This window comes from Gilliamella sp. CG25, assembly GCF_046635705.1.
Classification (GTDB): domain Bacteria; phylum Pseudomonadota; class Gammaproteobacteria; order Enterobacterales; family Orbaceae; genus Gilliamella; species Gilliamella apicola_I.
Genome location: NZ_JBIDFJ010000009.1, coordinates 72,189 through 96,005, shown reverse-complemented (window position 1 = coordinate 96,005; position 23,817 = coordinate 72,189). Strand labels below are relative to the sequence as shown.

Annotated in this window: 21 protein-coding genes; 6 read left to right on the top strand and 15 right to left on the bottom strand. The window is 35.5% G+C overall.

Going from position 1 to position 23,817, the window contains the following annotated elements; genetic code table 11:
* Nucleotides 1-104: 104 nt before the first annotated feature.
* Complete coding sequence (lysA, locus tag ACGH6P_RS08360) at nt 105-1,358, bottom strand: diaminopimelate decarboxylase (protein ID WP_411597247.1); 1,254 nt, start codon at nt 1,356-1,358, stop codon at nt 105-107.
* Between the two features lie 15 nt (nt 1,359-1,373).
* Nucleotides 1,374-1,541 (bottom strand): LPS translocon maturation chaperone LptM, encoded by a 168-nt coding sequence (gene lptM, locus ACGH6P_RS08355; protein WP_411597246.1) that lies wholly within the window; start codon nt 1,539-1,541, stop codon nt 1,374-1,376.
* A 170-nt stretch (nt 1,542-1,711) separates the two neighbouring features.
* Here lptM and ACGH6P_RS08350 point away from each other — a divergent pair, with 170 nt between their 5' ends.
* Nucleotides 1,712-2,047 carry a zinc ribbon domain-containing protein YjdM gene (locus tag ACGH6P_RS08350; RefSeq protein WP_220216805.1) on the top strand — a complete coding sequence of 112 codons (336 nt, stop codon included), beginning with the start codon at nt 1,712-1,714 and terminating at the stop codon, nt 2,045-2,047.
* 66 nt (nt 2,048-2,113) lie between these two features.
* Here ACGH6P_RS08350 and ACGH6P_RS08345 read toward each other — a convergent pair whose 3' ends face one another.
* From ACGH6P_RS08345 to ACGH6P_RS08325, 5 genes are all read right to left on the bottom strand, one after another.
* Nucleotides 2,114-3,010: an L-ribulose-5-phosphate 3-epimerase gene (locus ACGH6P_RS08345; protein WP_411597245.1), complete on the bottom strand. Its 897-nt coding sequence runs from the start codon at nt 3,008-3,010 to the stop codon at nt 2,114-2,116.
* A 67-nt stretch (nt 3,011-3,077) separates the two neighbouring features.
* Entirely contained in the window at nt 3,078-3,722 is a 645-nt protein-coding gene (locus tag ACGH6P_RS08340; RefSeq protein ID WP_267361259.1) for a 3-keto-L-gulonate-6-phosphate decarboxylase UlaD, read from the bottom strand.
* Nucleotides 3,723-3,741: 19 nt separating this feature from the next.
* Entirely contained in the window at nt 3,742-4,434 is a 693-nt protein-coding gene (locus ACGH6P_RS08335) for an L-ribulose-5-phosphate 4-epimerase (RefSeq protein ID WP_065559253.1), read from the bottom strand.
* A gap of 3 nt (nt 4,435-4,437) precedes the next feature.
* Nucleotides 4,438-4,911 (bottom strand): PTS sugar transporter subunit IIA, encoded by a 474-nt coding sequence (locus tag ACGH6P_RS08330; RefSeq protein WP_411597244.1) that lies wholly within the window; start codon nt 4,909-4,911, stop codon nt 4,438-4,440.
* Nucleotides 4,912-4,936: 25 nt separating this feature from the next.
* Nucleotides 4,937-6,706, bottom strand: coding sequence for a PTS ascorbate-specific subunit IIBC (locus tag ACGH6P_RS08325; protein ID WP_267378225.1), 1,770 nt, complete (start codon nt 6,704-6,706; stop codon nt 4,937-4,939).
* A gap of 426 nt (nt 6,707-7,132) precedes the next feature.
* Here ACGH6P_RS08325 and ulaR point away from each other — a divergent pair, with 426 nt between their 5' ends.
* A complete protein-coding gene (gene ulaR, locus ACGH6P_RS08320; protein ID WP_267378223.1) occupies nt 7,133-7,894 on the top strand; it encodes an HTH-type transcriptional regulator UlaR in 762 nt (253 codons plus the stop codon).
* 26 nt (nt 7,895-7,920) lie between these two features.
* Nucleotides 7,921-8,988 carry an L-ascorbate 6-phosphate lactonase gene (ulaG, locus tag ACGH6P_RS08315; RefSeq protein WP_267351386.1) on the top strand — a complete coding sequence of 356 codons (1,068 nt, stop codon included), beginning with the start codon at nt 7,921-7,923 and terminating at the stop codon, nt 8,986-8,988.
* Between the two features lie 152 nt (nt 8,989-9,140).
* On the opposite strand, the gene recG is transcribed toward ulaG, so the two are convergent.
* The 6 genes from recG to pmbA form a co-directional block, all read right to left on the bottom strand.
* Nucleotides 9,141-11,234: an ATP-dependent DNA helicase RecG gene (gene recG / locus ACGH6P_RS08310; protein WP_411597243.1), complete on the bottom strand. Its 2,094-nt coding sequence runs from the start codon at nt 11,232-11,234 to the stop codon at nt 9,141-9,143.
* Entirely contained in the window at nt 11,234-13,348 is a 2,115-nt protein-coding gene (gene spoT, locus ACGH6P_RS08305) for a bifunctional GTP diphosphokinase/guanosine-3',5'-bis pyrophosphate 3'-pyrophosphohydrolase (RefSeq protein ID WP_267351382.1), read from the bottom strand. Before spoT ends, recG begins: the two co-directional genes overlap by 1 nt.
* Before the next feature lie 18 nt (nt 13,349-13,366).
* Nucleotides 13,367-13,657 (bottom strand): DNA-directed RNA polymerase subunit omega, encoded by a 291-nt coding sequence (gene rpoZ / locus ACGH6P_RS08300; RefSeq protein WP_220216796.1) that lies wholly within the window; start codon nt 13,655-13,657, stop codon nt 13,367-13,369.
* Between the two features lie 154 nt (nt 13,658-13,811).
* The gene (locus ACGH6P_RS08295; protein ID WP_411597242.1) at nt 13,812-15,035 is read right to left on the bottom strand and encodes a CinA family nicotinamide mononucleotide deamidase-related protein; all 1,224 of its coding nucleotides are present in this window, start codon (nt 15,033-15,035) and stop codon (nt 13,812-13,814) included.
* Between the two features lie 49 nt (nt 15,036-15,084).
* Nucleotides 15,085-16,821, bottom strand: a complete 1,737-nt coding sequence (locus ACGH6P_RS08290) for a SulP family inorganic anion transporter (RefSeq protein ID WP_411597241.1) — start codon at nt 16,819-16,821, stop codon at nt 15,085-15,087.
* Nucleotides 16,822-16,829: 8 nt separating this feature from the next.
* Entirely contained in the window at nt 16,830-18,182 is a 1,353-nt protein-coding gene (pmbA, locus tag ACGH6P_RS08285; protein WP_411597240.1) for a metalloprotease PmbA, read from the bottom strand.
* A gap of 84 nt (nt 18,183-18,266) precedes the next feature.
* Between pmbA and yjgA the strand changes: the two genes are divergently transcribed.
* From yjgA to ACGH6P_RS08270, 3 genes are all read left to right on the top strand, one after another.
* Nucleotides 18,267-18,800 (top strand): ribosome biogenesis factor YjgA, encoded by a 534-nt coding sequence (gene yjgA, locus ACGH6P_RS08280; protein ID WP_411597239.1) that lies wholly within the window; start codon nt 18,267-18,269, stop codon nt 18,798-18,800.
* A 72-nt stretch (nt 18,801-18,872) separates the two neighbouring features.
* Nucleotides 18,873-19,400: an inorganic diphosphatase gene (gene ppa / locus ACGH6P_RS08275; RefSeq protein ID WP_065559243.1), complete on the top strand. Its 528-nt coding sequence runs from the start codon at nt 18,873-18,875 to the stop codon at nt 19,398-19,400.
* 733 nt (nt 19,401-20,133) lie between these two features.
* Nucleotides 20,134-20,343 carry a cold shock domain-containing protein gene (locus ACGH6P_RS08270; protein WP_065559242.1) on the top strand — a complete coding sequence of 70 codons (210 nt, stop codon included), beginning with the start codon at nt 20,134-20,136 and terminating at the stop codon, nt 20,341-20,343.
* Between the two features lie 134 nt (nt 20,344-20,477).
* Here the strand turns inward: ACGH6P_RS08270 and gapA are convergent, their stop codons facing one another.
* Nucleotides 20,478-21,476: a glyceraldehyde-3-phosphate dehydrogenase gene (gene gapA, locus ACGH6P_RS08265; protein WP_065559241.1), complete on the bottom strand. Its 999-nt coding sequence runs from the start codon at nt 21,474-21,476 to the stop codon at nt 20,478-20,480.
* A gap of 394 nt (nt 21,477-21,870) precedes the next feature.
* On the bottom strand, nt 21,871-23,256 hold the full coding sequence (locus ACGH6P_RS08260) for a hypothetical protein (protein ID WP_411597238.1): 1,386 nt from the start codon (nt 23,254-23,256) through the stop codon (nt 21,871-21,873).
* Between the last annotated feature and the right edge of the window lie 561 nt (nt 23,257-23,817).

Genomic DNA, 23,817 nt, shown 5'->3' with positions numbered 1-23,817 from the left:
GAATAATTGTTTATTGATTCGTTTGAACTAAAGAACGTCATAAACAACTTATTAAGATTCATCATTCTTGTTTAACCAGTTATAACCTATACATCAATGGATAGCTAGAAGACGTGTTCTCCACGCCATAAGTCGTCAAACGTTTCGCGTTGACGAATCAACTTATGCTGTTGTTGATCAATCAGCATCACTTCTGCTGGGCGAGGATGGCTGTTGTAATTTGAAGCCATGCTAAACCCATAAGCACCTGCGCTACATATCACGACTAAATCATTTTGTTTGACAGATAGCTCACGTTGATAAGCAAGTACATCACTTGATTCACAAATCGGCCCAACAACGTTGTATATAAAGGTTTTATCTTCCGCTTGTTGCTCTTTTTCGGGTAATATACGCATCCAAGCTTCATAAAGCGCTGGACGAATTAAATCATTCATTCCCGCATCAACTATTGCAAAATGGTTATCATCTTGATGTTTAGTGTATTCCACTTTCGTAATGAGTAAACCCGCATTAGCCACAATTGAACGCCCCGGTTCAAATATCACTTCGAGATCTGGATAATGCGCTAATTTTTTCAATAATTCAGTCACCAGTAGCGATGCCGTTGGTGGTTGCTCATCATCATAACAAACGCCTAACCCGCCACCTAGATCAATATGTTGTATCTGAATATTTTCTGATTTTAATTTATCGACTAATAAAAGTATACGTTCAGCGGCATCCAAAAACGGCGATAACTCGGTGAGTTGCGAGCCGATATGACAATCAATACCAACAATGTTAATATTGGATAATGCTTTTGCTTGACGGTACACCTCAATCGCTAATTGATAACTAATACCAAATTTGTTTTCTCGTAAACCTGTTGAAATATACGGATGCGTTTTTGCATCAACATCGGGATTAATTCTTAAAGATATAGCAGCGACTTTACCAAGACGTTTTGCAACATCATTGATTCGATACAATTCTGCTTCTGATTCTACATTGAAGCATTTTATACCTACTTGTAAAGCTCGTTCAATTTCGGTAATGGATTTCGCCACGCCCGAAAAGACAACTTTTTTGGGGTCTGCGCCCGCTTTGAGTACTCGTTCTAGCTCACCTTGTGAAACAATATCAAACCCTGAGCCTAACTTAACTAACAACTGTAATACCGCTAAGTTACTATTCGCTTTGACCGCATAACAAATTAAGTGTTTACGATGAGTAAGTGCATGCTTGTAAGCTAAAAACTGCTGAGTGATATAGTCAGCAGAATAGACATATAAAGGGGTACCATATTGTTTGGCTAAATCATCAATAGCAATTTGATCAGCCAATAAATGACCATTTTGATAATGCAAAAAATTCATTGTTTCTTTCCTAATTTAAGCAACTTTATTTATTATTTGTTCTTGATTCAAACTCTTCATAGTTGATTGATCAGTTTGATTATTGGATGCTTCTGTAGGATGATATAAAGGCCCTTTTAGCCCACAACCCACAATAGATAGAATGAACAAAAACATCGAAAGTAATTTTATTAATGATTTCATATAATATTCACAATATTCTAAATTTTTATGATAACGACTATATTACACGATAGCCCTTATCGTGCAAAGCGCAAATAATGAGTTTGGTAAATAACAAAGCAAAATCTAATGTCAGGAAATTTGACAATAAATATGCTATAATTAAACTTTTTAATACGACAGGAAACAAGATGGAATCAACAAATCACTGCCCTACCTGTGGATCAGAATATACTTATCCCGACGGTAATTTAATTGTCTGCTCAATGTGTGCTCATGAGTGGGATCCTAATCAAGCAACGACTGAATCATCTCAACGTGAAGTGAAAGACAGCAACGGTAATTTATTAGCGGATGGTGATGATGTATTATTGATTAAAGACCTTAAATTAAAAGGTTCATCGACTGTGCTAAAAAAAGGGGCAAAAGCGAAAGGGATTCGTTTAGTCGACGGTGATCATGAAATTGATTGTAAAATCGATGGCATGAAAATTATGCTTAAAGCCTGTTTTGTCAAAAAAGCTTAATGCATTGAATGCTTCATCTTTTTTCATAAGATGAAGCGTTGATTCACAATCAAATCATGTTTGATTTTATATTGAATTAAATATAGGAAATCCTGCCTGTTCGCCGATTGCCTTTAATCTTTTTTGAGCTGTGATAATATTTTCTTTCCATTTGTCATCTTTTGCCCACATCTCAATGACTAACGGTGCGGAATAGTTCATCATTTTAAGTGTTTTAAATATGGCCAGAAAATCAACCTCACCTTCACCAATGACAAGATCTCTAAATTGTCCAGAATAATTATTTTTCACTTTTAAGGTGTCTTTCAGATGAATTTGGACGATATGATCACGACTTAACAATAGCTCAGTACATGTATCGTAGTTCCAACCCGTAATATTTCCAACATCAGGATAAGCCATGAAGTAAGGGGAACTCACTTCCCGTTTTAAAATTTCAAATTTACTGAGTGAATTTAGGTAATTAGTATCCATAATTTCAACTGCCAACATTATCCCAACTTTTTCCGCTTGTTTAACTGACCATTGCATACCTTCAATAAAACGTTGGTGAGTCTTGTTATTGGCTGGTTCATAATAGACATCATACCCTGCTAACTGAATCACTCGTATTCCAAGCTTATAAGCCAAACGAAGCGCTTTATTCATGATGTCTTTAGCTTGATTGCGGACTGTTTCATCTGCTGAGCCAAACGGATATTTACGATGTGCACTTAAACACATTGAATGTAGTGGTATTTGATTTTGCTCACATAATCGTTTTAGTGCATAGATTTCGTCATCAGACCAATCGAGCCTTGCTCGACGCTCATCTGATTCATCTATTGATATCTCAATAAAATTAAATCCTAATGATTTTGCTTCCTGCAATTTTTGTTGCCATGAAAATTCATTAGGCAATGCCTTTTCATAAATACCAATATGATTGGTCTGTAGAGTGGGATCGAATGCAAATGTTGACATAGTTAAAACCTGCTCATATCTTTATTATTTTAAAAATGCAGTCGCCGTAACGACTGCAATCTATCACTTACCAATATTTTGCTATTTGCTCTCTTAATGCTTGAGCCGTTTTTTTACCATTTTCATTGGCAAGAGCTCGACCCGCAATAAAGGCTTTGGTTTTAATGCCGGCAAACAAGTGGATATCTTCCGGTACAATTCCCCCTGTGATTGAAAGCTCCAGTCCTAAATCTGAAAGCTGACGCATTTTAACCAAATCCTCCTCCCCCCAACCTACGCCAGCTAATTCCGCATCTCGAGAACGATGATAAATTGCCTGTTTTATCCCCAGTTTTCGCCAAGCTTTCGCATCTTCTAATGTCCAATGCCCATACAATTCAATTTGGATTTCGCCTTTAAACTCATCGGCGACTTTCTTACATGCTTCAACGGTGGCTATGTGCGCAGCTGCTGATACGGTTAACCAATTAGCGCCAGCAGAAAAAGCCATTTTTGCCAAAATTGCTCCGCCATCAGTGGTTTTTAAATCACAGACTAAAATATGATCGGGATAAAGTTGTCGTAATGTTTTTACACTTTCCATGCCTGCCCCAAACGCAAGAATAGTGCCGACTTCAATAATGTCGACAAATCCTGACACATTTTTAGCAACATCTAATGCCGGTTTTAATTCAGTTTGATCTAAGGCGATTTGTAATTTAGGTGCTGTCATTTTCATTTCCTTGTTCATTTTATTTTTGACCGTAATAAGCGTTTGCGCCATGTTTGCGAAAATAGTGCTTATCAGATAAGGTTTGTTGAATTTTAATGGTTTGATTGAGCTGACGAGTTGCAATTGCCATCATAGCGACTTCTTCCAGTACCACAGCATTATGTACGGCGTCGATAGCATTTTTTCCCCAACAAAATGGGGCATGTCCAGAAATCACAGCGCCAGGCATGGCTTTTGGATCGACGCCTCGACGCTTGAACTCCTCAATGATGACCAGTCCTGTATTTTTTTCATAATCGGTTGCAATTTCACTATCGGTTAGCCGACGAGTACAAGGTACATCACCATAAAAGTAATCGGCATGCGTTGTGCCTAAGGCTGGGATGTCTAACTCTGCTTGAGCCCAAATGGTGGCATAGCGCGAATGGGTATGGACAATGCCACCAATATTTTCAAATGCTTTATAGAGTTCAAGATGTGTGGCTGTATCACTGGAAGGATTGAGTTTACCTTCTACAATTTCCCCTGTTAATGCAACCACAACAATATCATCAACGGTCATCGCACCGTACTCCACGCCTGAAGGCTTTATAGCTATAACGCCTTTTGTGCGGTCAATTTCTGATACGTTGCCCCAAGTAAAAGTGACCAAATTATATTTAGGTAACAGTAAATTAGCGTGTAAAACTCTTTCTTTTAAAGCTTGATACATAAACTAGCCTCCATTTAAAGCCTGATCAATGACTGCATAGACATCTTCTTTACTGTGACAACGTCTTAATTTATCGAGATCAACACCTGTTGCGCTATTTTCATCATCTAAAATTTGTGTCACTTCCATTAACCCTTCCATATGTTGATCAGACGTACTTCCGGCTAAGGTGACAAGCACATCAACCGGTTCATCTTCTCCGTCAAAATAAACCGGTTTTTTTAAGGTTACTAAGGCAAAAGCGGTACGATTGACACCATCTTCAGGTCTGGCATGCGGCATAGCCAGATTAGGCGCAATGATAATGTAAGGTCCCATGGATTTTACACAACGGATAATGGCATCGTGATAAGATGGTTCAATGGCTTTTGATGCTACTAACATATCGGTTCCAAGCTTGACCGCATCTTCCCAATTCGCCGCTTCTGCGCTGAGTAATATTGAGTTATTTTCAATTAAAGATTCTTTGAAAGCCATATTGCGCTCCTTTTTCATATTCTATCTATTTATTCGTATTAACTTGGTTAATTAGTTCGATAAGCTCATCGCCAAACGTATGTGGATTAAGCATATTTTGTACACCGAGTGCATGTTGACCTTCATTCACTTCAATTTCATGTATCAGATGCTTCGATGCTACGATGATATCAACATTCGGTAATCGGGATTTGTAGTCGGTAACTGCACAAGAATCCATAATGTTAGGGATCCCTTTCTTATCCAGAAAATTCGCAATTTTCATTTTCATCATCATTGATGACCCTTGACCACTACCGCATACCGCCAGAATACGAATTGGTTGTCCTTCACTTATTGCAACTTCATCCATTTTTTCAACTACTGCTTCGTTTACATCCTGATGTATATCGTTTTCGATAGGTTGATTTTTTTGTTGTGCTTCTTCAGCGCGTAGTGTTTTAGCGGCAAAGAACATATACACCAATGCTAACGCAATGATTAAATAGATAAACAAATGAGAAAATGATAACCCTTGTAAGATTGGTGGGAATAGAATTGACCAATCCGCCATCCCCATCCATGAGTCAATAGGCGTGCCGTTTTGCGCAAAAATATTTATCACCCAAGCAGAGCCCAGAACTTCAATTATTCCCATTGCAAAACAGATTTTCATAACTGCTTTCCAACCACCAAAATGGTTGGCAAATACGCCAATTGTCGCATTTGAGAAAAACATTGGAATAAATCCCGGAATAATCATTATTGGGGATTTAAAGATAAGCAATAATGCGATCGCTAAGAATTGCCCTAATGCGCCCCAAATAAAACCAAAAACCATGGCATTAGGCGAAAATGCATAAATGGCTGCACAATCAATAGCAAGCACAGCATTGGGAATTAATTTTTCAGAAATACCTTTAAATGCTTCGGATAATTCAGCAACAAACATTCGTACACCGCCCACAATAACTTGTATTGCAACGGCAAATTTAAGCCCTGTTTCGAAAATATAGATTGTCCAATGGGTTGAACCAGCCATTGTTTGAAGATTATCTAAACCAAATGAAAGAAGAATGATGCCAAAGAAGAATGTCATGACAATGGTTGTGGCAGCGATACTATCATGGAAAATATGTAACCATTTAGGTAATTTAAGATTATCAACCGAATCATTTTTATCACCCAGTTTTGGCGCTAATTTTACCGCTATCCATGAACCGAGTTGCTGTTGATGACCAATGGAAAAACCAGCCCCACCTGTTACCGCTTGGGTTGGTTTAAACATCATATTTGAGAATATCCCCCAATAGAGTGCAGTAATAATGGCGGAATAGATAATGGTTTCCCACATGCCATAACCAAATAAAAAGTAAAATAGTGCAATAAGACCGACTTGCTGAAACATAATATGACCTGTCAGCATGATCGTTCTGATACCGGTTAAACGGCGAAACAGTACAAGTGCAATGTTGATAGCAAGTGCCAATAATACTGCATAGCCAACCCAAGAATATTGATCGCCCATACCCTTTTCGACGGCCACCATCGAGGCATACGTATCAATAATCGATCCTTTAATACCATGATATTCTGATAGTTTTGCAATGACGGGTTTAAAAGTTGAAACTAACACTCCTGAACCGACTTGTAATAACATAAAACCAACAATGGTTTTAATGGTGCCTTTTAAAACGGTTGTTATGTCTTTACGTAAAAGGCAATAACCTAACATTGTCACTAAGCCAAGCAACAAAGGCGCTTTTGTCATAACTTGGCTATAAAAAATATAAAATATGTTGTAGATTACTTCCATATGTTCCTCTCATTGGTTTATCGACATCTTTAAATATCTAACGCTTTACTGTGGAGAACTAACTTCGTTTTTAAATTTTTCTATAATATTTATTGTTATATGAATAGATAAAATTTCTGATTACACTTCGTTATTCATGATTAAATAACACTTGTTATATTCTACAATCACAATTAACCATTCAATGATTATTTATGATTATTTTGATAAAGATCACTTTTCTAAATCTATCACACCCACATCTGTGATTATCATCACATTTTTAGGAAAAAACAGCGGTAAAAATTAGAAATATAATTATTATTATCAACATATTGAATCAACAATGAGTTAAATATTGGTTATAAATATTTGACAATATTATGAATGAAAATTATTATCATTTTTGATCAAAATTAATCACTTTAATTCAACAAAGAGGTAATAATGAACGAAATATCACGACATAATGAAATAGTGGCAATGGTTAACGACAAAGGGATGTTAAGAGTGACTGAGTTAGTTTCATATTTTTCTATCTCACCGGCTACAGCTCGTCGTGATATCACTAAGCTCGATCAGGAAGGAAGAGTAAAAAAAGTACGTAACGGTATTATGCGCATCGAAGAGAAAAAGCCAATATGGGCACCAATCGGCAATAATAATACCGATCATTATCATGAAAAGGCTCGCATCGCTATTCGTGCAGCTAAGTTATGTGGTGCTGATGAAAATATTGTCATTAACTGCGGTTCAACGGCGTTTTTATTGGGTCGAGAACTCTGTGGTAAAAATGTTTCAATCATTACTAACTATTTTCCGTTAGCGTGTTACTTGATTGAACATGATCATGAAAATGTCATCATTATGGGAGGATTATATAACAAAACACAAAATATTATTCTTAACCCCATTGCGAACATTACTGATTCTTATGCTGGCAAATGGATGTTTACCAGTGGCAAGACGTTAACACCCAATGGACTTTATAAGAATGAAATATTAGGTGCAGTGGCTGAACAACAGATACTTGAAAAAATTGAAAAATTAGTTGTTGTTGTGGATAGTTCAAAAATTGAAACCAAAGCCAATTCTGGCATGCTTTTTTGTCCTGTGAATAAAATCGATATTTTAATTACCGGTAAACAAGCAAACAAGGAAGTCATTGAAAGCATTAAGGAGCAAGGTGTAGATGTTATTTTAGTTTAATTATTAAAATGTAAAAGGAACAAAGTATGAGTAAAGTGAACGAAATTACCCGAGAATCGTGGATATTAAATACCTTTCCTGAATGGGGTACTTGGCTAAATGAAGAGATTGAAGCAACAGAGGTTAAACCCAATACGTTTACCATGTGGTGGCTTGCTTGTACTGGCATTTGGTTAAAATCTGCCGGTAATACCAATATCTCCGTCGATTTTTGGTGTGGGACCGGTAAAAAAACACACGCTAATCCCTTGATGAACAAACAACATCAAATGATGCGTATGGGGGGAGTACGCGAATTACAACCTAATTTAAGAACCAGTCCATTTGTATTAGATCCTTTTGCTATTAAAGAGATTGATGCGGTAATGGCAACCCACGATCATGCCGATCATATTGATGTCAATGTGGCGGCTGCGGTCATTCAAAACTGTTCACCAAAAGTGAAATTTATTGGCCCTAAAGCTTGTGTCGAATTATGGAAAAGTTGGGGTGTACCTGAAGATCGTTGCATTGTTGCCAAAGTAGGCGAAACCATTAAAGTCGGCGATATTACCATTCGAGTGCTAGATTCTTTTGACAGAACATCGTTAGTGACACTACCAAAAGGGGTATCCTCAACTGATAAAGCAATTTTAGATGGCATGGATGACAGAGCCGTTAACTATCTGTTTGAAACCTCAGGTGGTTCGCTCTATCACTCGGGTGATTCTCATTACTCTAACTATTATGCCAAACATGGTAATGATTACAAAATCGATGTTGCGTTACTTTCTTATGGTGAAAATCCACGTGGGGTCACCGATAAAATGACCTCTTCAGATATTTTGCGTGCTGCGGAATCACTAAAAACCCAAGTTGTGATTCCTTTTCATCATGATATTTGGGCAAATTTCCAAAGTGATCCTCGTGAAATTGAAGTGCTTTGGCAAATGAAGAAAGATCGTTTGGAATATCAATTTACGCCTTTCTTCTGGCAAGTTGGCGGTAAATATACTTATCCAACAGATAAAAACAAAATGCACTATCAGCATTATCGTGGATTTAGAGACATCTTTACCGATGAGCCTGAATTACCTTATCGATCTTTCTTGTAATTTGTTTCGAAATTAAGATCAATAATTTTTTGTGGACAGTGAATAAAATTCAATGTCCACTTTTTATATTCTCTGCCATGAATAAATGTGGAATCAATTCACTGAAATTATCTATCTGTTTTTATGAATAAACTAATAAGAAAATGAAAATACTAGGCATTAATATATTTTTGTCTATCCGGAAGCCAACAGTCAATCAGCTCTTTCACACTTTCGGGGTGTTGTTGTTGTAAAAAATAAGAGGCTTTTTGAACTTGACTTATCAAATGTTGATCACGGATTAAATCCACAACTTTGAAGCTAGCTATCCCCATTTGACGCGTGCCCAAAATCTCCCCACTACCACGTATTTCTAAATCTTTTTGCGCAATCACAAAACCATCATTACTGTCACGCATGACTTTCATTCTTGCTTGTGCAACTTTGCTTAATGGGGCTTGATACATTAATACACAATGAGATACCGCCGTTCCTCTACCTACACGACCACGTAATTGATGCAATTGCGCCAGACCTAATCTTTCCGCATTTTCAATAATCATCAAGCTTGCATTTGGCACATCGACACCCACTTCAATGACCGTTGTGGCGACGAGCAATTGGATGACACCTTGTTTAAAATTCTGCATTACCGATTGTTTTTCGTCCGACTTCATTTTGCCATGAACCAGCCCAATCGTTAAATGTGGCATTTTTTCTTTGAGCTCTTCAACCAGTATTTCAGCGGCTTGAGCATCTAATGTTTCCGACTCTTCGACTAATGTACAAACCCAATAGACTTGACGATTTTCCAGGCAAGCTTGATTAACGCGTTCAATAATTTCATCACGCCGAGAATTTGGAATCACAACAGTTGTGACAGGTGTGCGCCCCGGGGGTAACTCATCAATGATAGAGACATCTAAGTCAGCATATACCGTCATGGCTAATGTTCTGGGAATCGGAGTAGCTGTCATAATTAGCTGATGAGGATAGTCATTATCTTTGATTCCCTTTTCCCACAAACTCAGTCTTTGATTCACACCAAAACGATGCTGTTCATCGATAATCACCAGACCTAACGAAGCAAATTCAACTTTATCAACAAATACGGCATGTGTGCCAATTAACAATCTAATATTTCCACTTTTTACTTGTTCGTAACGCAATCTTTTATTTTTAGCAGTCAAACGCCCTGATAACCAATCAACGGTAATACCCAAAGGATCAAACCATTGTTTAAAGTTATTATAATGTTGCTCAGCTAATATCTCGGTCGGTGCCATTAAGACAACCTGCGCACCATTTTCAATCGCATTTAATGCCGCTAAAGCCGCGACTAATGTTTTGCCAGATCCCACATCCCCTTGAATTAATCGCATCATTGGGACAGGTTTTGCCATATCGTGATAGATATCGTGTACAACACGTTGTTGTGCGTTAGTGGGTTTAAAGGGTAACGAGGCTAAAAAAGGCTCAATAAATTGTTGCGTTGGGCGATAAATACGGGCTTGCTGTTTTTGGTTATCGACTTTTAGCATTAACATACTCAGATGATAAGCAAGTAACTCTTCAAAAATAAAACGTTTGATAGCAGGATGTTCCCCTGCAGATAATTGAGTGATATCGGTACCAATTGGAGGATTGTGAATGATATTTAATGATTCCAATGCTGGTAAAAAATGATTTGCTATTGACTTAGGCAGAATTTCTTTGGGTGGATTACGTTTTAACAGTAATAACGCAGAAGCAATTAATTTACGAATGACATTTTGAGTTAATCCATAGGTGGTTGGATAGACTGGGGTATATTTTTCTTGATCATCCAATAATTTTTTAGATTTGTCTGCTGGATTAGCAATAATTTTATATTGAGGATGAATAATTTCAGCGCCTAATTTTCCTTTTTTTATCTCACCATAAGCACTAACCCAATTGCCAAATGCTAAACTTGCTTTTATGCCTGCATTGAAATGCATGAATCTTAATATTGCTATGCCCGAATCATCTTGAATATGACAAATTAACATTTGTCGACGTCTAAGCACCACTTCACACTTGATGATTCGACCTTCTATGGTAGTGTGCTCACCAATAGCAACCTCACTTATAGGACAAGATGAGGTGCGATCTTCGTAACGTAACGGAAAGTGTAATAAAAGATCTTGAACAGTATAGATACCTAATGCATTGAATTTTTTTTCAAGGTTAGAGCCAATTCCGCTCAATTTTATTATCGGAACCTGACTTAAAAATCGATTTGCCATCATCGCTTATTAATATTACGTGAGACACTTACAACATCTTGCTGCAATGAAATTTTACGCATTAACTCATTGAGCTGCTGACGATTTTTAACTTCAACTTGCAAAATGACTGTATAAATTTGTCGATCTTTCTGTTCGGTATTAAGCCATTGCAAATGCGCTTTTTCATCATTAATAATTGAAAGAATATGCCCAAGTGCTCCTTGGTTGTTGGAAATATCTACCCATATTTCAGCAACAAATTGTTGAGTGATATCAGTCGCCCATTTTAAAGAGATGTATTTTTCAGGATTATTTTGGTATCCCGTGACATTTCGACATGATTCATGATGGACAATTAATCCTTTTTCAGGACTCACTTGACCGACAATCGGATCATCGGGAATTGGATGACAACATTTCGAAAATGTGACTAAAACCCCTTCACTACCAGTAATGACTAAGGTTTTATTTGTGTCGTTGTTATTTTGAAACAATTCTTTGTGTTCTAACCCTTTGACAATAAAATGGCTCATTATATTACCAAGACCAATCTCGGCTAAGACATCATCAAAAGATTGTAACTGCGTTATCTCAACAATTTTCGCAATTTGTTTAGCTTTAAGTGAATTGATGCCACCTGTTTTTAATAATGACAGATTCAATAGTCTTCTACCTAATTCAATTGCATCATCACGTTTTAACATTTTTAACGCTTGTCTAATACGTGATCTGGCTTTAGCACTCACAACAAAATTAAGCCAATTTGCATTCGGACGACCTTCAGGCGACGTGATAATTTCAACGGTTTGACCATTACTTAATGGCTGTGAAAGTGGATAAGGTTTTCGGTCAACAATTGCGCCGATACATTGATAGCCAATATCAGAATGGACAGCGTAAGCAAGATCTACGGCGGTTGAACCTTCCGGTAACTGTACTATTCTTCCTTTAGGGGTAAAAACATAAATTTCTTTCGGAAACAGGTCAGATTTCACATTTTCAATAAATTCAAAAGAGTTACCCACACTTTGTTGCAACTCTAATAGACTTTGCATCCAACGCTGTGCTTTGATTTGCGCCGTTGTATTATTCAGCTCATCATTGGCATTATAAACCCAATGTGCGGCAACACCCATTTCAGCCATTTGATCCATATCTTCAGTACGTATTTGCACTTCAACTGGCGTACCATGTGGTCCAATTAATGAAGAATGCAATGACTGATAACCGTTAGCTTTAGGAATTGCAATATAGTCTTTGAAGCGATTAAGGCGAGGTTTATACAGATTGTGAACAAGACCAAGTGCACGATAACAGGCATCAACATCTTTCACAACGATCCGAAAAATATAAATATCCATGATAGAATGAAAATGCTGTTCACGCATTTGCATTTTTTGATAAATCACGTAGATATTTTTTTCTAATCCTTCAACTTCCGCCTCGATATTTGCTTCAGCTAAACGACCACGTATTTCCGATAAAATCTGTTGAATTAATTCTTTACGTGTACCTCGAGCTGCTTTTATCACATTTTCAATTACTTTGGCTCGATTAGGATGCATCGCCGTGAATCCTAAAATTTCGAGTTCAGTTTTAATATGGTGAATACCTAAACGGTGAGCTAATGGAGCATAAATTTCAAGCGTTTCTTTTGCAATACGACGGCGTTTGTCTGGTCTTAATGCAGCAAGTGTTCGCATATTATGCGTACGATCAGCCAGTTTAATTAAAATCACTCGCACATCTTCGGTCATGGCGAGCACCATTTTCCGAAAATTTTCAGCTTGAGCCTCTTGTCGATTACGAAATTTTAATTTATCAAGTTTGGATACACCTTCAACTAACACTGCAACATGTTTACCAAAATGATTTGTGATATCTTGGAAAGTAACTGGTGTATCTTCAATCGTATCATGTAATAGTGCAGCAATGATGGTTTCATAATCAAGCCGCATATCGGCTAAAATTGATGCCACAGCAACAGGATGCGTGACATAAGGTTCACCACTAGATCGAAATTGCCCTTCATGTGCTTTCTGAGCAAAAAGATAAGCATCTTTAATAAGTTCAACTTGTTTGGGTGGAAGATAAGATGCTACAACCTCTTTTAAGCTATCAAAATATTGCATAGGCAATTCCTATAGCGCTTATTCGTATGATGGCGTATTTTCAAGAAGGATCGATTCATGCAGTGTAGAACGCACTTCTGCTTCTTCTTCCTGACGAGCTTGAAAATCAGCTGTATCAAGAATTTGTTTATTAACAAGACCATCTTCAATTTCACGTAAAGCAACAACGGTTTCTTTATCGTTTTCTTCTGGAATTAATGGTGATTTGTTTTCAACTTGCAATTGACGTGCGCGTCTTGCTGCAACTAAAACTAGATCAAAGCGATTACCAATTTTTTCTACAGCATCTTGAACAGTTACTCGAGCCATTTTTACCTCTAATGTATTTACTAGTTTATGTAATTTGGAAGATCCGTTATTTTACTTAATTTTGTGGGGAATTGTCTATATTAATATCATACTATTGTTAAGATAGTTAAAATTAACCATTCCCAGTCTAAAAAACATCACATTATCGTTTAACTTAATCCAAAATATCGAGCCAAGCATTAGAAGCAATTATTGGTTTATTTAACAAATAACGACGTAAAGCATCTAACGCTATTGCTGAAAAAGTTTGTAACTCTTCATGCCGTGAAAGTTTTCGACCAATATATTTTAAATTAACTTGGATAGTTTGCTTTGCTGTGGTAATGATTAACGTAAATTGACTGTTCTTTTCTTTAAAATTAACCATACCTAATACAATATCAGCTCTATATTGGGTCATAATATGCCAAAGATAATCTTTGGGATCTTCAAATAATAATGGAATCACTTCTGATTTTGCGATGGGTGCATCGGTTTCAAATAATTGATAACTAATTATCCCTGCTGATTGTTGTTCGACCACTGCGATAGTTAAATCTTTTTCATGTAATAGCCCTGAAACAACTTTGGCTAAACCGAGTTCACTGTCTTTGCTAATCATGCCTTCGTAAAGCAAATTGTCATCAACAATAGATTTAGTTTTTCGCCATAAACTATCCAACGTGTCTTTTTTGTGTTGAGGACCACTAAATTTTAATTCAATAATAGGCATCGCAGCACGATAACCAATCACGATATCTTTTGGAATATCTAATTTAGATGTTAGCTCGGTGGCTAAATCACTTTCAGTGCGCCCGATAATAGTTAATCGATAGCAGAGCGTTTTTTCTAATTTTGGAAAGGATAATTTAATTTCTGGTAATACAAGAGTTTTGATCATCTCTTTAAATTCAGCAGGCACACCAGGCGTAAAAAACACAATACAGCCGTTGATGTGCATTTTAAATCCGCAGGCTGTTCCTATTGGATTATCAATTAATACAGCACTTTGCGGCAATAAAGCTTGTTTAAGGTTGCTTGACGGCATCACGTTACCGCAACTGGCAAAATAACGTTCAATTTGTGTCAACCACTGCTGATTGAGTACCAGTGCTTCATGATTGGCTAAAGCTGCCGCTTGTGCTGTTAAATCGTCACTGGTTGGCCCAAGCCCCCCATTAACAATAATGATATCATTGATCAGACTACGTTCTTGTAATGTTTGGGTAAGCTGGTTAAGATTATCACCAACTGTGTGGCGAGTCGTGATTAAAATACCTTCTTGAAAAAATAGTTCAGAAAGCCAAGCTGCATTCGTATCGGTTATTTGACCATATAAAATTTCATCGCCGGTACTTATCATTTCGATCTTAACGTGATTATTGTTCCTATTCATCATGGTTCTGCACCTTTTGACATCATTAATTGAACAAAAAAGGGGGCGTTAATTAATCCGTATCCTCGTCTTCATTTTTATTGTCCATATGTTCCCTACTTTGAACTAACTTAACAGCAAAATAGAGATCGTAAGTAAATTCAATGTAATCATGATCAGGGGTAATATTCATTTGTTTAAACCAATTTTTAAGGGTTTTGCGTCTACCTGATAAGATTAAAACCACATTACGTACTTTTAATGCATTAACTAATTCGTTAATACCCGATAATACACTGACATCTTTATAAGTAAAGCAAGGAATCGCATCGACGATAACATAATTAACAGGTTGCTCTGATTCGTCAATATAACTAATGATTCTTCGTTTAAAATAAGCAATATTGAAATACGTTAAAGGTGAATTGAATCGATAAATTATCGTATTACTAACAGGTTTAACATCTTTGCCTAATGAATGAATTCGTCCGTCATCATCAACCCCTAATAACTGATCTTTAGGTCGAAAAACGCGACGTAGAAACAAAAAGATGCCTAATAATACCGCTAAAGCCATACCCGGTATAATACCGATAAGTAATACCGCAATAAATGTTGCTAAGCTTAAATAAAATGCGTCACGGTCATATTTAAAAAAACGCAAAATTGTTTGTACATTAATTAGCGAGATCGAGGAATATATCAAAATCACGCCAAGGACACTTGTTGGAATATATTGTAACGGTGACAACAAAAAGAGTACCACAAATCCTATTAATGCCGCAGCGATTATCGATACAAGCTGAGTTTTTCCACCATTCGCATCGTTCACCGCCGTTCGTGACGAAGTCCCACTTACAACAAATCCTTGTGATAGACCTGCTGCAATATTTGCCATGCCTAATGCCTTAAATTCAACATCGGCATTTGTTTCATAATTATTTTTTGTTGCAAAACTTCGTACGGTAATCATCATACTCACAAAACAGATAACAGCAATGTTCAATGAGGGAACAACTAAATCACGCATTAACCCTTTATCAAAATCAATCCAAGCTTCCAATGGTATAAAATCACCAATTACATTACCAATAATGTGGATATCAAAATGTTCAAAATTAAACAGCCATGAAAATAAAGTCATTATCACAACGGCAAAAAGTGGTGCCGGGTAACGTGGTTTATATTTCTTAAAAGCAATGAGAATCAATAATGTTATGAAAGATATAAATGTCGTGCCTAAATGTGATTGATAAAGCTTAACCGGTAAATAAACCACACGTTCAATAAGGTAAGAATAGTCATAATGAAAACCAAATGTTTTCGCTAATTGATCGACAATGATTGTAATAGAAATACCATTTAACAACCCAATTAAGATAGGTTGACTGAGTAAATCTGCTAAGGCGCCAAGATGAAATTTGCCGGCAATGATACACCAAATACCAATCATAATTGTCAGCAGCACCACCAGCTGCCAACGTAACATGGGATCATCTGCAGCTAAAGGAAAAACAACCGCAGCAACCACCGCACACGTTGCGGTATCGGGCCCTACAATCAACTGTTTAGACGATCCAAAAAGGGCATAGACAATAAGCGGTAAAATAGTTGAGTATAGCCCCGCAATAGCACCAACACCTGTTAGCTCAGCATAAGCAATCGATACCGGTAAGGATACCGCGGCTACGGATAATCCTGCTTTTATATCTGCGTTTAAATATTCACGTTTATAATGTAAGAAACTGATTAGTCCTGGCATCCATAATGTGATTTTTTGGAAAAACGTACTACTGACTAACTTTCCCATTTTTCATCCTATTTCCCTGCTATACTCATTTTATCTATTAATATTGAACCACATTGAATATTACTGCGTGTTTCAAGATCATTCCCTATTGCCACAATATTTTTATACATATCTTTTAGGTTATTAGCAACGGTTATTTCATTTATTGGATATTGAATTTCACCATTTTCAACCCAAAAACCTGTCGCACCACGTGAATAGTCGCCCGTTACATTATTCACACCTTGCCCCATAAGCGAAGTAATCACAACCCCTTTATCCAATTTTTTCAACATGGTTTTAAAATCAGCATCATGCTCACTTGGCGATACAAGCCAGTTATGAATTCCTCCCGCATGACCTGTTGATGTTAAACCAAGCTTTCTGGCTGAATAATGACTAAGCAAGTAGGTTTGCAATACACCGTTTTCAATGATATTTCGTTTAATTGTTTTGGTTCCTTCACTATCAAAAGGCGATGAACCAACACCTTTTAAAATATGTGGATCTTCAAAAATAGTTAGCCATGAAGGAAAAATCAGTTTACCCACGCTATCAAGTAAAAATGATGATTTGCGATAGATTGTACCGCCACTAATTGCACCCACTAAGTGCCTTATTAATCCAACTGCAACTTCTGCACTAAACAGTACGGGTACTTGCATGGTAGAAATTTGTTTAGCCCCTAAATGCGCAATTGTTCTTTCTGCTGCTTGCTGCCCAACCCAACTAGGAGATTTGAGTGCCTTAATATCACGCGATGAAGTGTAAGCATAGTTTCGTTCCATTTTTCCCGCCTGTTCAGCAATCGCTGTACAAGACAACGAATGAGAACTTGCACAGTAGCCTTGTAACATACCAAGACTATTACCATATACATACACACCATATTTACTACTAAAATAACCGCCGTCACTACTCATAATGTCAGCATTGGCAAGGGCCGCTAGCTCAGCTTGTTTTGCCTGCTCAATAGCCTTATCCACGTCTAAATCACTGGGATAAAAAAGGTCTAAATCAGGAGGATTCAATGCCATCTGATCTAAGTTTCCTAAACCAGAACAAGGATCAGCAGAAGTATATTGCATAATATTAATTGCCATATCGATAGCTTGATTTATTGCATGTGGCGATAAATCATTAGTTGATGCATTTCCTTTGCGTTGTTCTTTATAAACGGTTATAGATAATGCACCATCACTATTAAATTCAACATTTTCAGTTTCCCCTTGTCGAGTACTTACACCAATACCAGTTGCTTGGTTAATTGAAACTTCAACTGAATCAACACGAGGTTTAGCCAGTTCAATAGCTTGAGCAACAATATTTGATAACTTATCTTGTTGTCTTTGGGCATCTTTTTTAATCTGTTCAATACTCATTTTATTATTTTCTACAATTCTGCTAGTGATACGTTATAATAAGCCAGAATTCAATTTTAGTTAACTATTAACAAAAGAAATCCTATGAATAACCCTAAAGATTTAATCATTAACCAAGAATTTGATACTGATATGGATGATGAAATTATTTATGTCAGTAAAAGTGAAATCAAACGAGATGCCGAAATTTTGAAAAAAATGGGTGTCGAATTGGTTAATTTAAGCAAAAATGAACTGACTAAAATCCCCCTTGATGAAGATTTACTTTATGCTATCGAACTTGCTCAAAAAATCAAAAAAGAGGGATATCGAAGACAAATACAATATATTGGCAAATTGCTTCGTAGCCGCAATATCGATCCTATCACGCAAGCTTTAGACAAGCTCAAAAACCGTCATAACCAACAAGTTGCCTTATTTCATAAACTTGAAAAGTTACGTGACGAATTGATTGAAACAGGTGATGCAGAAAAAATTATCGAACTCTTTCCTATAGCAGACAGACAACAACTGCGTACGCTTGCCCGTCAGGCTAAAAAAGAACGAGAATCCAATAAACCACCAAAAACAGCCAAACAGATTTTTCAATACTTAAAAGAATTGAGCAACGCCGAATAATCTTTATAATGTTCGCTCATTTCATATCAGAAACAATATTGTAAATTATTAACCAAGATAGAGGATACAAAAATGGGACTTTTAAATGTACCAGCAGGTAAAGAATTACCGGATGATATTTATGTAGTAATTGAAATTCCAGCAAATTCGGATCCAATTAAATATGAAGTAGACAAAGATACAGGTGCAGTTTTTGTTGACCGTTTTATGGCAACAGCAATGTTTTATCCATGTAACTATGGTTATATTAATAACACATTATCGCTTGATGGCGATCCTGTTGACGTTTTAGTTCCAACGCCGTATCCATTACAACCTGGTTCAGTGATTCGTTGCCGTCCTGTTGGTGTATTAAAAATGACTGATGAAGCCGGTCAAGATGCTAAATTAGTTGCCGTACCACATACTAAATTATCTAAAGAGTATGATCACATCAAAGATGTGGATGATTTACCTGAATTACTAAAATCTCAAATTAAACACTTTTTCGAACAATACAAAGCATTAGAAAAAGGAAAATGGGTAAAAGTTGACGGTTGGGAAAATGCCGATGCTGCTCGCAAAGAAATTATTGAATCTTTTGAGAGAGCTAAAAAATAATTAATATTTGCTATCAATTTTCATAATAATGGTTAATTAAAAGCTATAAGTCTTTACTTATAGCTTTTATTTTTAAATAAAGAATAGCAGAAAGTAATTAAATCAATAACAATGCCTTTTTAACAGATGAGATGAAAAATAAGTGAATATCCAATTTAGTGCTATTTAGCTTAGATAATTTGCGCTGGCAATCTTATCTCAATAAGGCAAGTTGCAAGCCTTATATGACATAAATGACATAATTAACCACATTGTGATTCACATCTTTAACAGTAAGTTGTAAACCTATAGTTAAAACGTATGTAAACGTTTGATATAAAGAAACGATAAAACAATGTATTCAAAAGAAACCTAAAAGTAATCGTTAATACTAATTTTTAAATTTACATCTTACATGCCTTAATCTGCTTAAATAATCTTTACTTTCGAAATAAATTTAAATCAAAAACCCTTCAATAATTTGCTATTTATCAAATTTAACCATTATATCTAAAAATTTTATAAAAAACTTCATCCTAAGATGAAAAAATTGTCATTAATATCTTGCTTTCGATTATAAATTATGCGGTAATAGTAACAGACTTATGAAGCAATATTTTTTTATGAAAACGTTTAACAATTAGGGGGTGTTTTTAACGCATCATCTAGTTTGTAAGTTGATTAATTTATATTGCATAAAAGTCTATACGTGCCTTAAAGGCAAAATATTAATTATTGTTAGGATATCTAGTAAATGAATAAGAAAACAGGCCAAGTAAAATGGTTTAACGAGAGTAAAGGTTTTGGATTTATCACACCAACCGATGGGAGCAAAGACGTATTTGTTCACTTTTCAGCAATCTCGGGGGAAGGTTTTAAAACTCTAGCTGAAGGTCAACAAGTCGAATTTGCTATTCAAGATAGCCCTCGCGGACCAGCGGCATCAGAAGTTGTCGTAATCTAATTAATATCGTAGTATATATATTAGTGAAAACGCTCATTTTTAAAAAATGAGCGTTTTTATTTTGTAAAGCTATAAGATTTAAGCGAAAAAAAAGTGACCATTTGGTCACTTTTTAAAAAACTAAAAATTAGTCATTATTTTTTAGATACAACCGCAATTAAATCTAAAACTTTATTTGAATAGCCAACTTCGTTATCGTACCAAGAAACTAATTTAACGAAAGTATCGCTGATTTGGATACCCGCTTTTGCATCAAATACAGAAGTACAAACTTCACCTAAGAAATCAGTTGAAACAACATCATCTTCAGTGTAACCAAGAACGCCTTTCATTGGACCTTCTGAAGCCGCTTTGATCACTTTACAGATATCTTCATATTTAGCAGGTTTTGCTAAACGAGCAGTTAAGTCAACAACAGAAACATCTGGAGTTGGAACACGGAAAGCCATACCAGTTAATTTACCGTTTAATTCAGGAATAACTTTACCTACTGCTTTAGCTGCACCAGTTGATGAAGGGATGATGTTTTGTGCTGCACCACGACCACCACGCCAATCTTTGTGAGATGGACCATCTACCGTTTTTTGAGTAGCTGTAGTTGCATGAACAGTTGTCATTAAGCCTTCAACGATACCAAAGTTATCATTGATTACTTTAGCTAAAGGCGCTAAACAGTTAGTGGTACATGACGCATTAGATACGATATCTTGACCAGCATAATCTTTATCATTAACACCCATAACAAACATAGGCGTGCTATCTTTAGAAGGACCAGTTAAAACAACTTTTTTAGCACCCGCTTGGATGTGTTTACGAGCAGTTGCATCATCTAAGAATAAACCTGTTGCTTCAGCAACAACATCAACACCCACTTCGTTCCATTTTAAGTTTGCAGGATCTCTTTCAGCTGTAACGCGGATTGTTTTACCGTTAACGATTAATTTGCCATCTTTAACTTCAACAGTACCGTCAAAACGACCGTGAGTTGAATCATATTTAAGCATGTACGCCATATACTCAACGTCTAATAAATCATTGATAGCAACGATTTCAATATCAGAGCGTTTTTGTGCAGCACGGAAAACAATACGACCAATACGGCCAAATCCATTAATACCTACTTTGATTGTCATAAAAATTACCTTCTTTATTTGTGTTAAATGATAAAATAACTAACAGTAAACTACCAAATTTTTAAGGTTTATTCAAGCTGATTCAGAATAATTGGCAAGAATAAATTAAAATGAAAATTATCTTAATAATCATAGGATATAGGTTAGTTATATTTTATATAAGACTGTGATTGGATTGAGCAATGACAATGATAATTTTTAACTAAATTGTCAGAGTTAAATTGATCATAATTAAGGTGCTAAATTTTAGATAATCGCACGATTACATTTAATAAATTAAAAGGTATCAATTAATCCATATCAGACGTTAAGTTATACTAAAAGACGATTAAAATAAAAAAACCCACATTATCAATTTTGTGGGATTCTATTTTTGAGCGATAATTAACAATTATTATAAAGAACTCATCTTATCAATAAATTGTTTTAAATGGTTTCTGATATCCTCACCTTGCGTATAATGTGCTTCAGATTTTAACGTTGATTTGGACTTCCACTCGCCTGCTTGTGAGTTATGAAATTTACTTGGAACATCGCCCGAATAGATATAATCCGTTTTAGAAGAGATGGCTTCGCTTATCAAACGTTTAGAATTACTGATTTCTCCGGTTATTTCGATATCAGTAGTAAAAATGTATTTTTTTGAATGAGTGATAGTCTTTAAGTTGAATTTTTGCTCTTTATAAATTGGAACTTTAATTTTATTACCCTTATCATCGGTTTTTTCGCTCATTCTTTCTACATATTTTTCTGTTTTTACTTCATTTTTTTCATACGGTTTCATATGAATATAGTCAGATTTGGCATTAATATCTATAATGATATTAGCTTGTGAACTATGATCAACAAAGTATATATAATTAGCGTTAAAAACTTGTTTTACCCAGCTAAGATAGTCGGAATCTTTAACATACACATTAACGCGTCCCTTTAATTTACAACGACTCGCTCTAGCGCTGGCATCACGGTATGAACCGAACTGTTCATAGGCTGAATTGGCTGCCTCATAAAATTTAGCCGCTTCACGATAAGTTTCGCGTTTATAAGCTATTTTTTCAAGTGACGAGGCTTTTTCATAATACTCTTTTGCTAGCGCAGTAACATGTTTTCTTTTATTATCCTCATAGAGTTTAAAACTATCTTTATATTCGCCTATTGGCTTATAAACTTCCCAAGCTTTAAGATATTCTAGGGATGCTTCATGATAACTACCCTGTTGCGAAAACGTTTTACCTAAATCATAGTGTTGTTTTGCTTCAATATCCAAATGTTGCTTTTTAGCATTTTTATATAAAGTAAAAATATCTTTATATTTATACCGTTCTGAACCTTTTAAATATAAGTCAGCTTTTATTTTGTAACTTTCACTATCCGTACCTTTTATCGAATTACCATAATCGTAATACTCTTTTGCAATAAGTTGATCTAATTTATTCACTGGATATTTATCGTTAAAAAATGCGACAGTTTGACTATAAAAACGATTAATTAACATTAAATTGATTTTTCGAAGCGATTCATAACTATCAATACGTGCTTGATAATCAGTACTAGCACTACTATTAATGATTGTCTCGTAATGTTTCATCACATTACTAACCAAAACTCGTAACTTTTCGGCACTTTCCTCATTAAATTTTGCCGCTCCTTTTTCACCTATGTTAGCGGTTAATAAACTGATACTTTCCACATATTGCCCTTCGTTATAAGCCTGATCAGCCGTACGAACATGACATGCAGTTAAACAAAACACCAACAAAATCGCTAAAACTATCCGCATATTATTTCCTTTCTCTATTTATTAATTAATTATCAGACAGTTAGAATAAAAACAGTTTGATTTAGTGATCTTATGAAAAAAATTAATCTTATTTTTTTCATTTAATGCTAAATTTTTAAACAATAAAAATGATTAATTTTAGAAATAATAGGACTTTTAAAGCAAACTCTTTATCATCAGTAATATTTCTGATTGGTCATATCTTAATAAGCCGAAAGAATCGAAAATTATGCTAAATAGTCAGTATAAATAGAGAGAGTAATCACCTGAAATGTAGATAAAAAAGGGGGGATAATATGACCGAATATAACAACTTCACTGACTACAGGCAGGTAATGATTTAGTGCTATTTTATTAAATTTTTAAAAATAATTGTCATAGTTTTTATTACATTTTGATAATGTCTTTTTACTGTAGAGTAAATTAGTTATATATAATTTTTTATTTTTACTCTACTGTTGGTTAGTATTTAAATGTTAAGATATATTTAATCATAATACAAAAAGTAAATATAGTGTAAAATTATTATATTATAATTGTTAAATTAATTTTTTTTTGTGC

Bases quoted from the DNA above. Each gene is read 5' to 3' on its own strand.
- lysA (WP_411597247.1), bottom strand. From the start codon at position 1,358: ATGAATTTTTTGCATTATCAAAATGGTCATTTATTGGCTGATCAAATT.
- lptM (WP_411597246.1), bottom strand. From the start codon at position 1,541: ATGAAATCATTAATAAAATTACTTTCGATGTTTTTGTTCATTCTATCT.
- ACGH6P_RS08350 (WP_220216805.1), top strand. From the start codon at position 1,712: ATGGAATCAACAAATCACTGCCCTACCTGTGGATCAGAATATACTTAT.
- ACGH6P_RS08345 (WP_411597245.1), bottom strand. From the start codon at position 3,010: ATGTCAACATTTGCATTCGATCCCACTCTACAGACCAATCATATTGGT.
- ACGH6P_RS08340 (WP_267361259.1), bottom strand. From the start codon at position 3,722: ATGACAGCACCTAAATTACAAATCGCCTTAGATCAAACTGAATTAAAA.
- ACGH6P_RS08335 (WP_065559253.1), bottom strand. From the start codon at position 4,434: ATGTATCAAGCTTTAAAAGAAAGAGTTTTACACGCTAATTTACTGTTA.
- ACGH6P_RS08330 (WP_411597244.1), bottom strand. From the start codon at position 4,911: ATGGCTTTCAAAGAATCTTTAATTGAAAATAACTCAATATTACTCAGC.
- ACGH6P_RS08325 (WP_267378225.1), bottom strand. From the start codon at position 6,706: ATGGAAGTAATCTACAACATATTTTATATTTTTTATAGCCAAGTTATG.
- ulaR (WP_267378223.1), top strand. From the start codon at position 7,133: ATGAACGAAATATCACGACATAATGAAATAGTGGCAATGGTTAACGAC.
- ulaG (WP_267351386.1), top strand. From the start codon at position 7,921: ATGAGTAAAGTGAACGAAATTACCCGAGAATCGTGGATATTAAATACC.
- recG (WP_411597243.1), bottom strand. From the start codon at position 11,234: ATGGCAAATCGATTTTTAAGTCAGGTTCCGATAATAAAATTGAGCGGA.
- spoT (WP_267351382.1), bottom strand. From the start codon at position 13,348: ATGCAATATTTTGATAGCTTAAAAGAGGTTGTAGCATCTTATCTTCCA.
- rpoZ (WP_220216796.1), bottom strand. From the start codon at position 13,657: ATGGCTCGAGTAACTGTTCAAGATGCTGTAGAAAAAATTGGTAATCGC.
- ACGH6P_RS08295 (WP_411597242.1), bottom strand. From the start codon at position 15,035: ATGATGAATAGGAACAATAATCACGTTAAGATCGAAATGATAAGTACC.
- ACGH6P_RS08290 (WP_411597241.1), bottom strand. From the start codon at position 16,821: ATGGGAAAGTTAGTCAGTAGTACGTTTTTCCAAAAAATCACATTATGG.
- pmbA (WP_411597240.1), bottom strand. From the start codon at position 18,182: ATGAGTATTGAACAGATTAAAAAAGATGCCCAAAGACAACAAGATAAG.
- yjgA (WP_411597239.1), top strand. From the start codon at position 18,267: ATGAATAACCCTAAAGATTTAATCATTAACCAAGAATTTGATACTGAT.
- ppa (WP_065559243.1), top strand. From the start codon at position 18,873: ATGGGACTTTTAAATGTACCAGCAGGTAAAGAATTACCGGATGATATT.
- ACGH6P_RS08270 (WP_065559242.1), top strand. From the start codon at position 20,134: ATGAATAAGAAAACAGGCCAAGTAAAATGGTTTAACGAGAGTAAAGGT.
- gapA (WP_065559241.1), bottom strand. From the start codon at position 21,476: ATGACAATCAAAGTAGGTATTAATGGATTTGGCCGTATTGGTCGTATT.
- ACGH6P_RS08260 (WP_411597238.1), bottom strand. From the start codon at position 23,256: ATGCGGATAGTTTTAGCGATTTTGTTGGTGTTTTGTTTAACTGCATGT.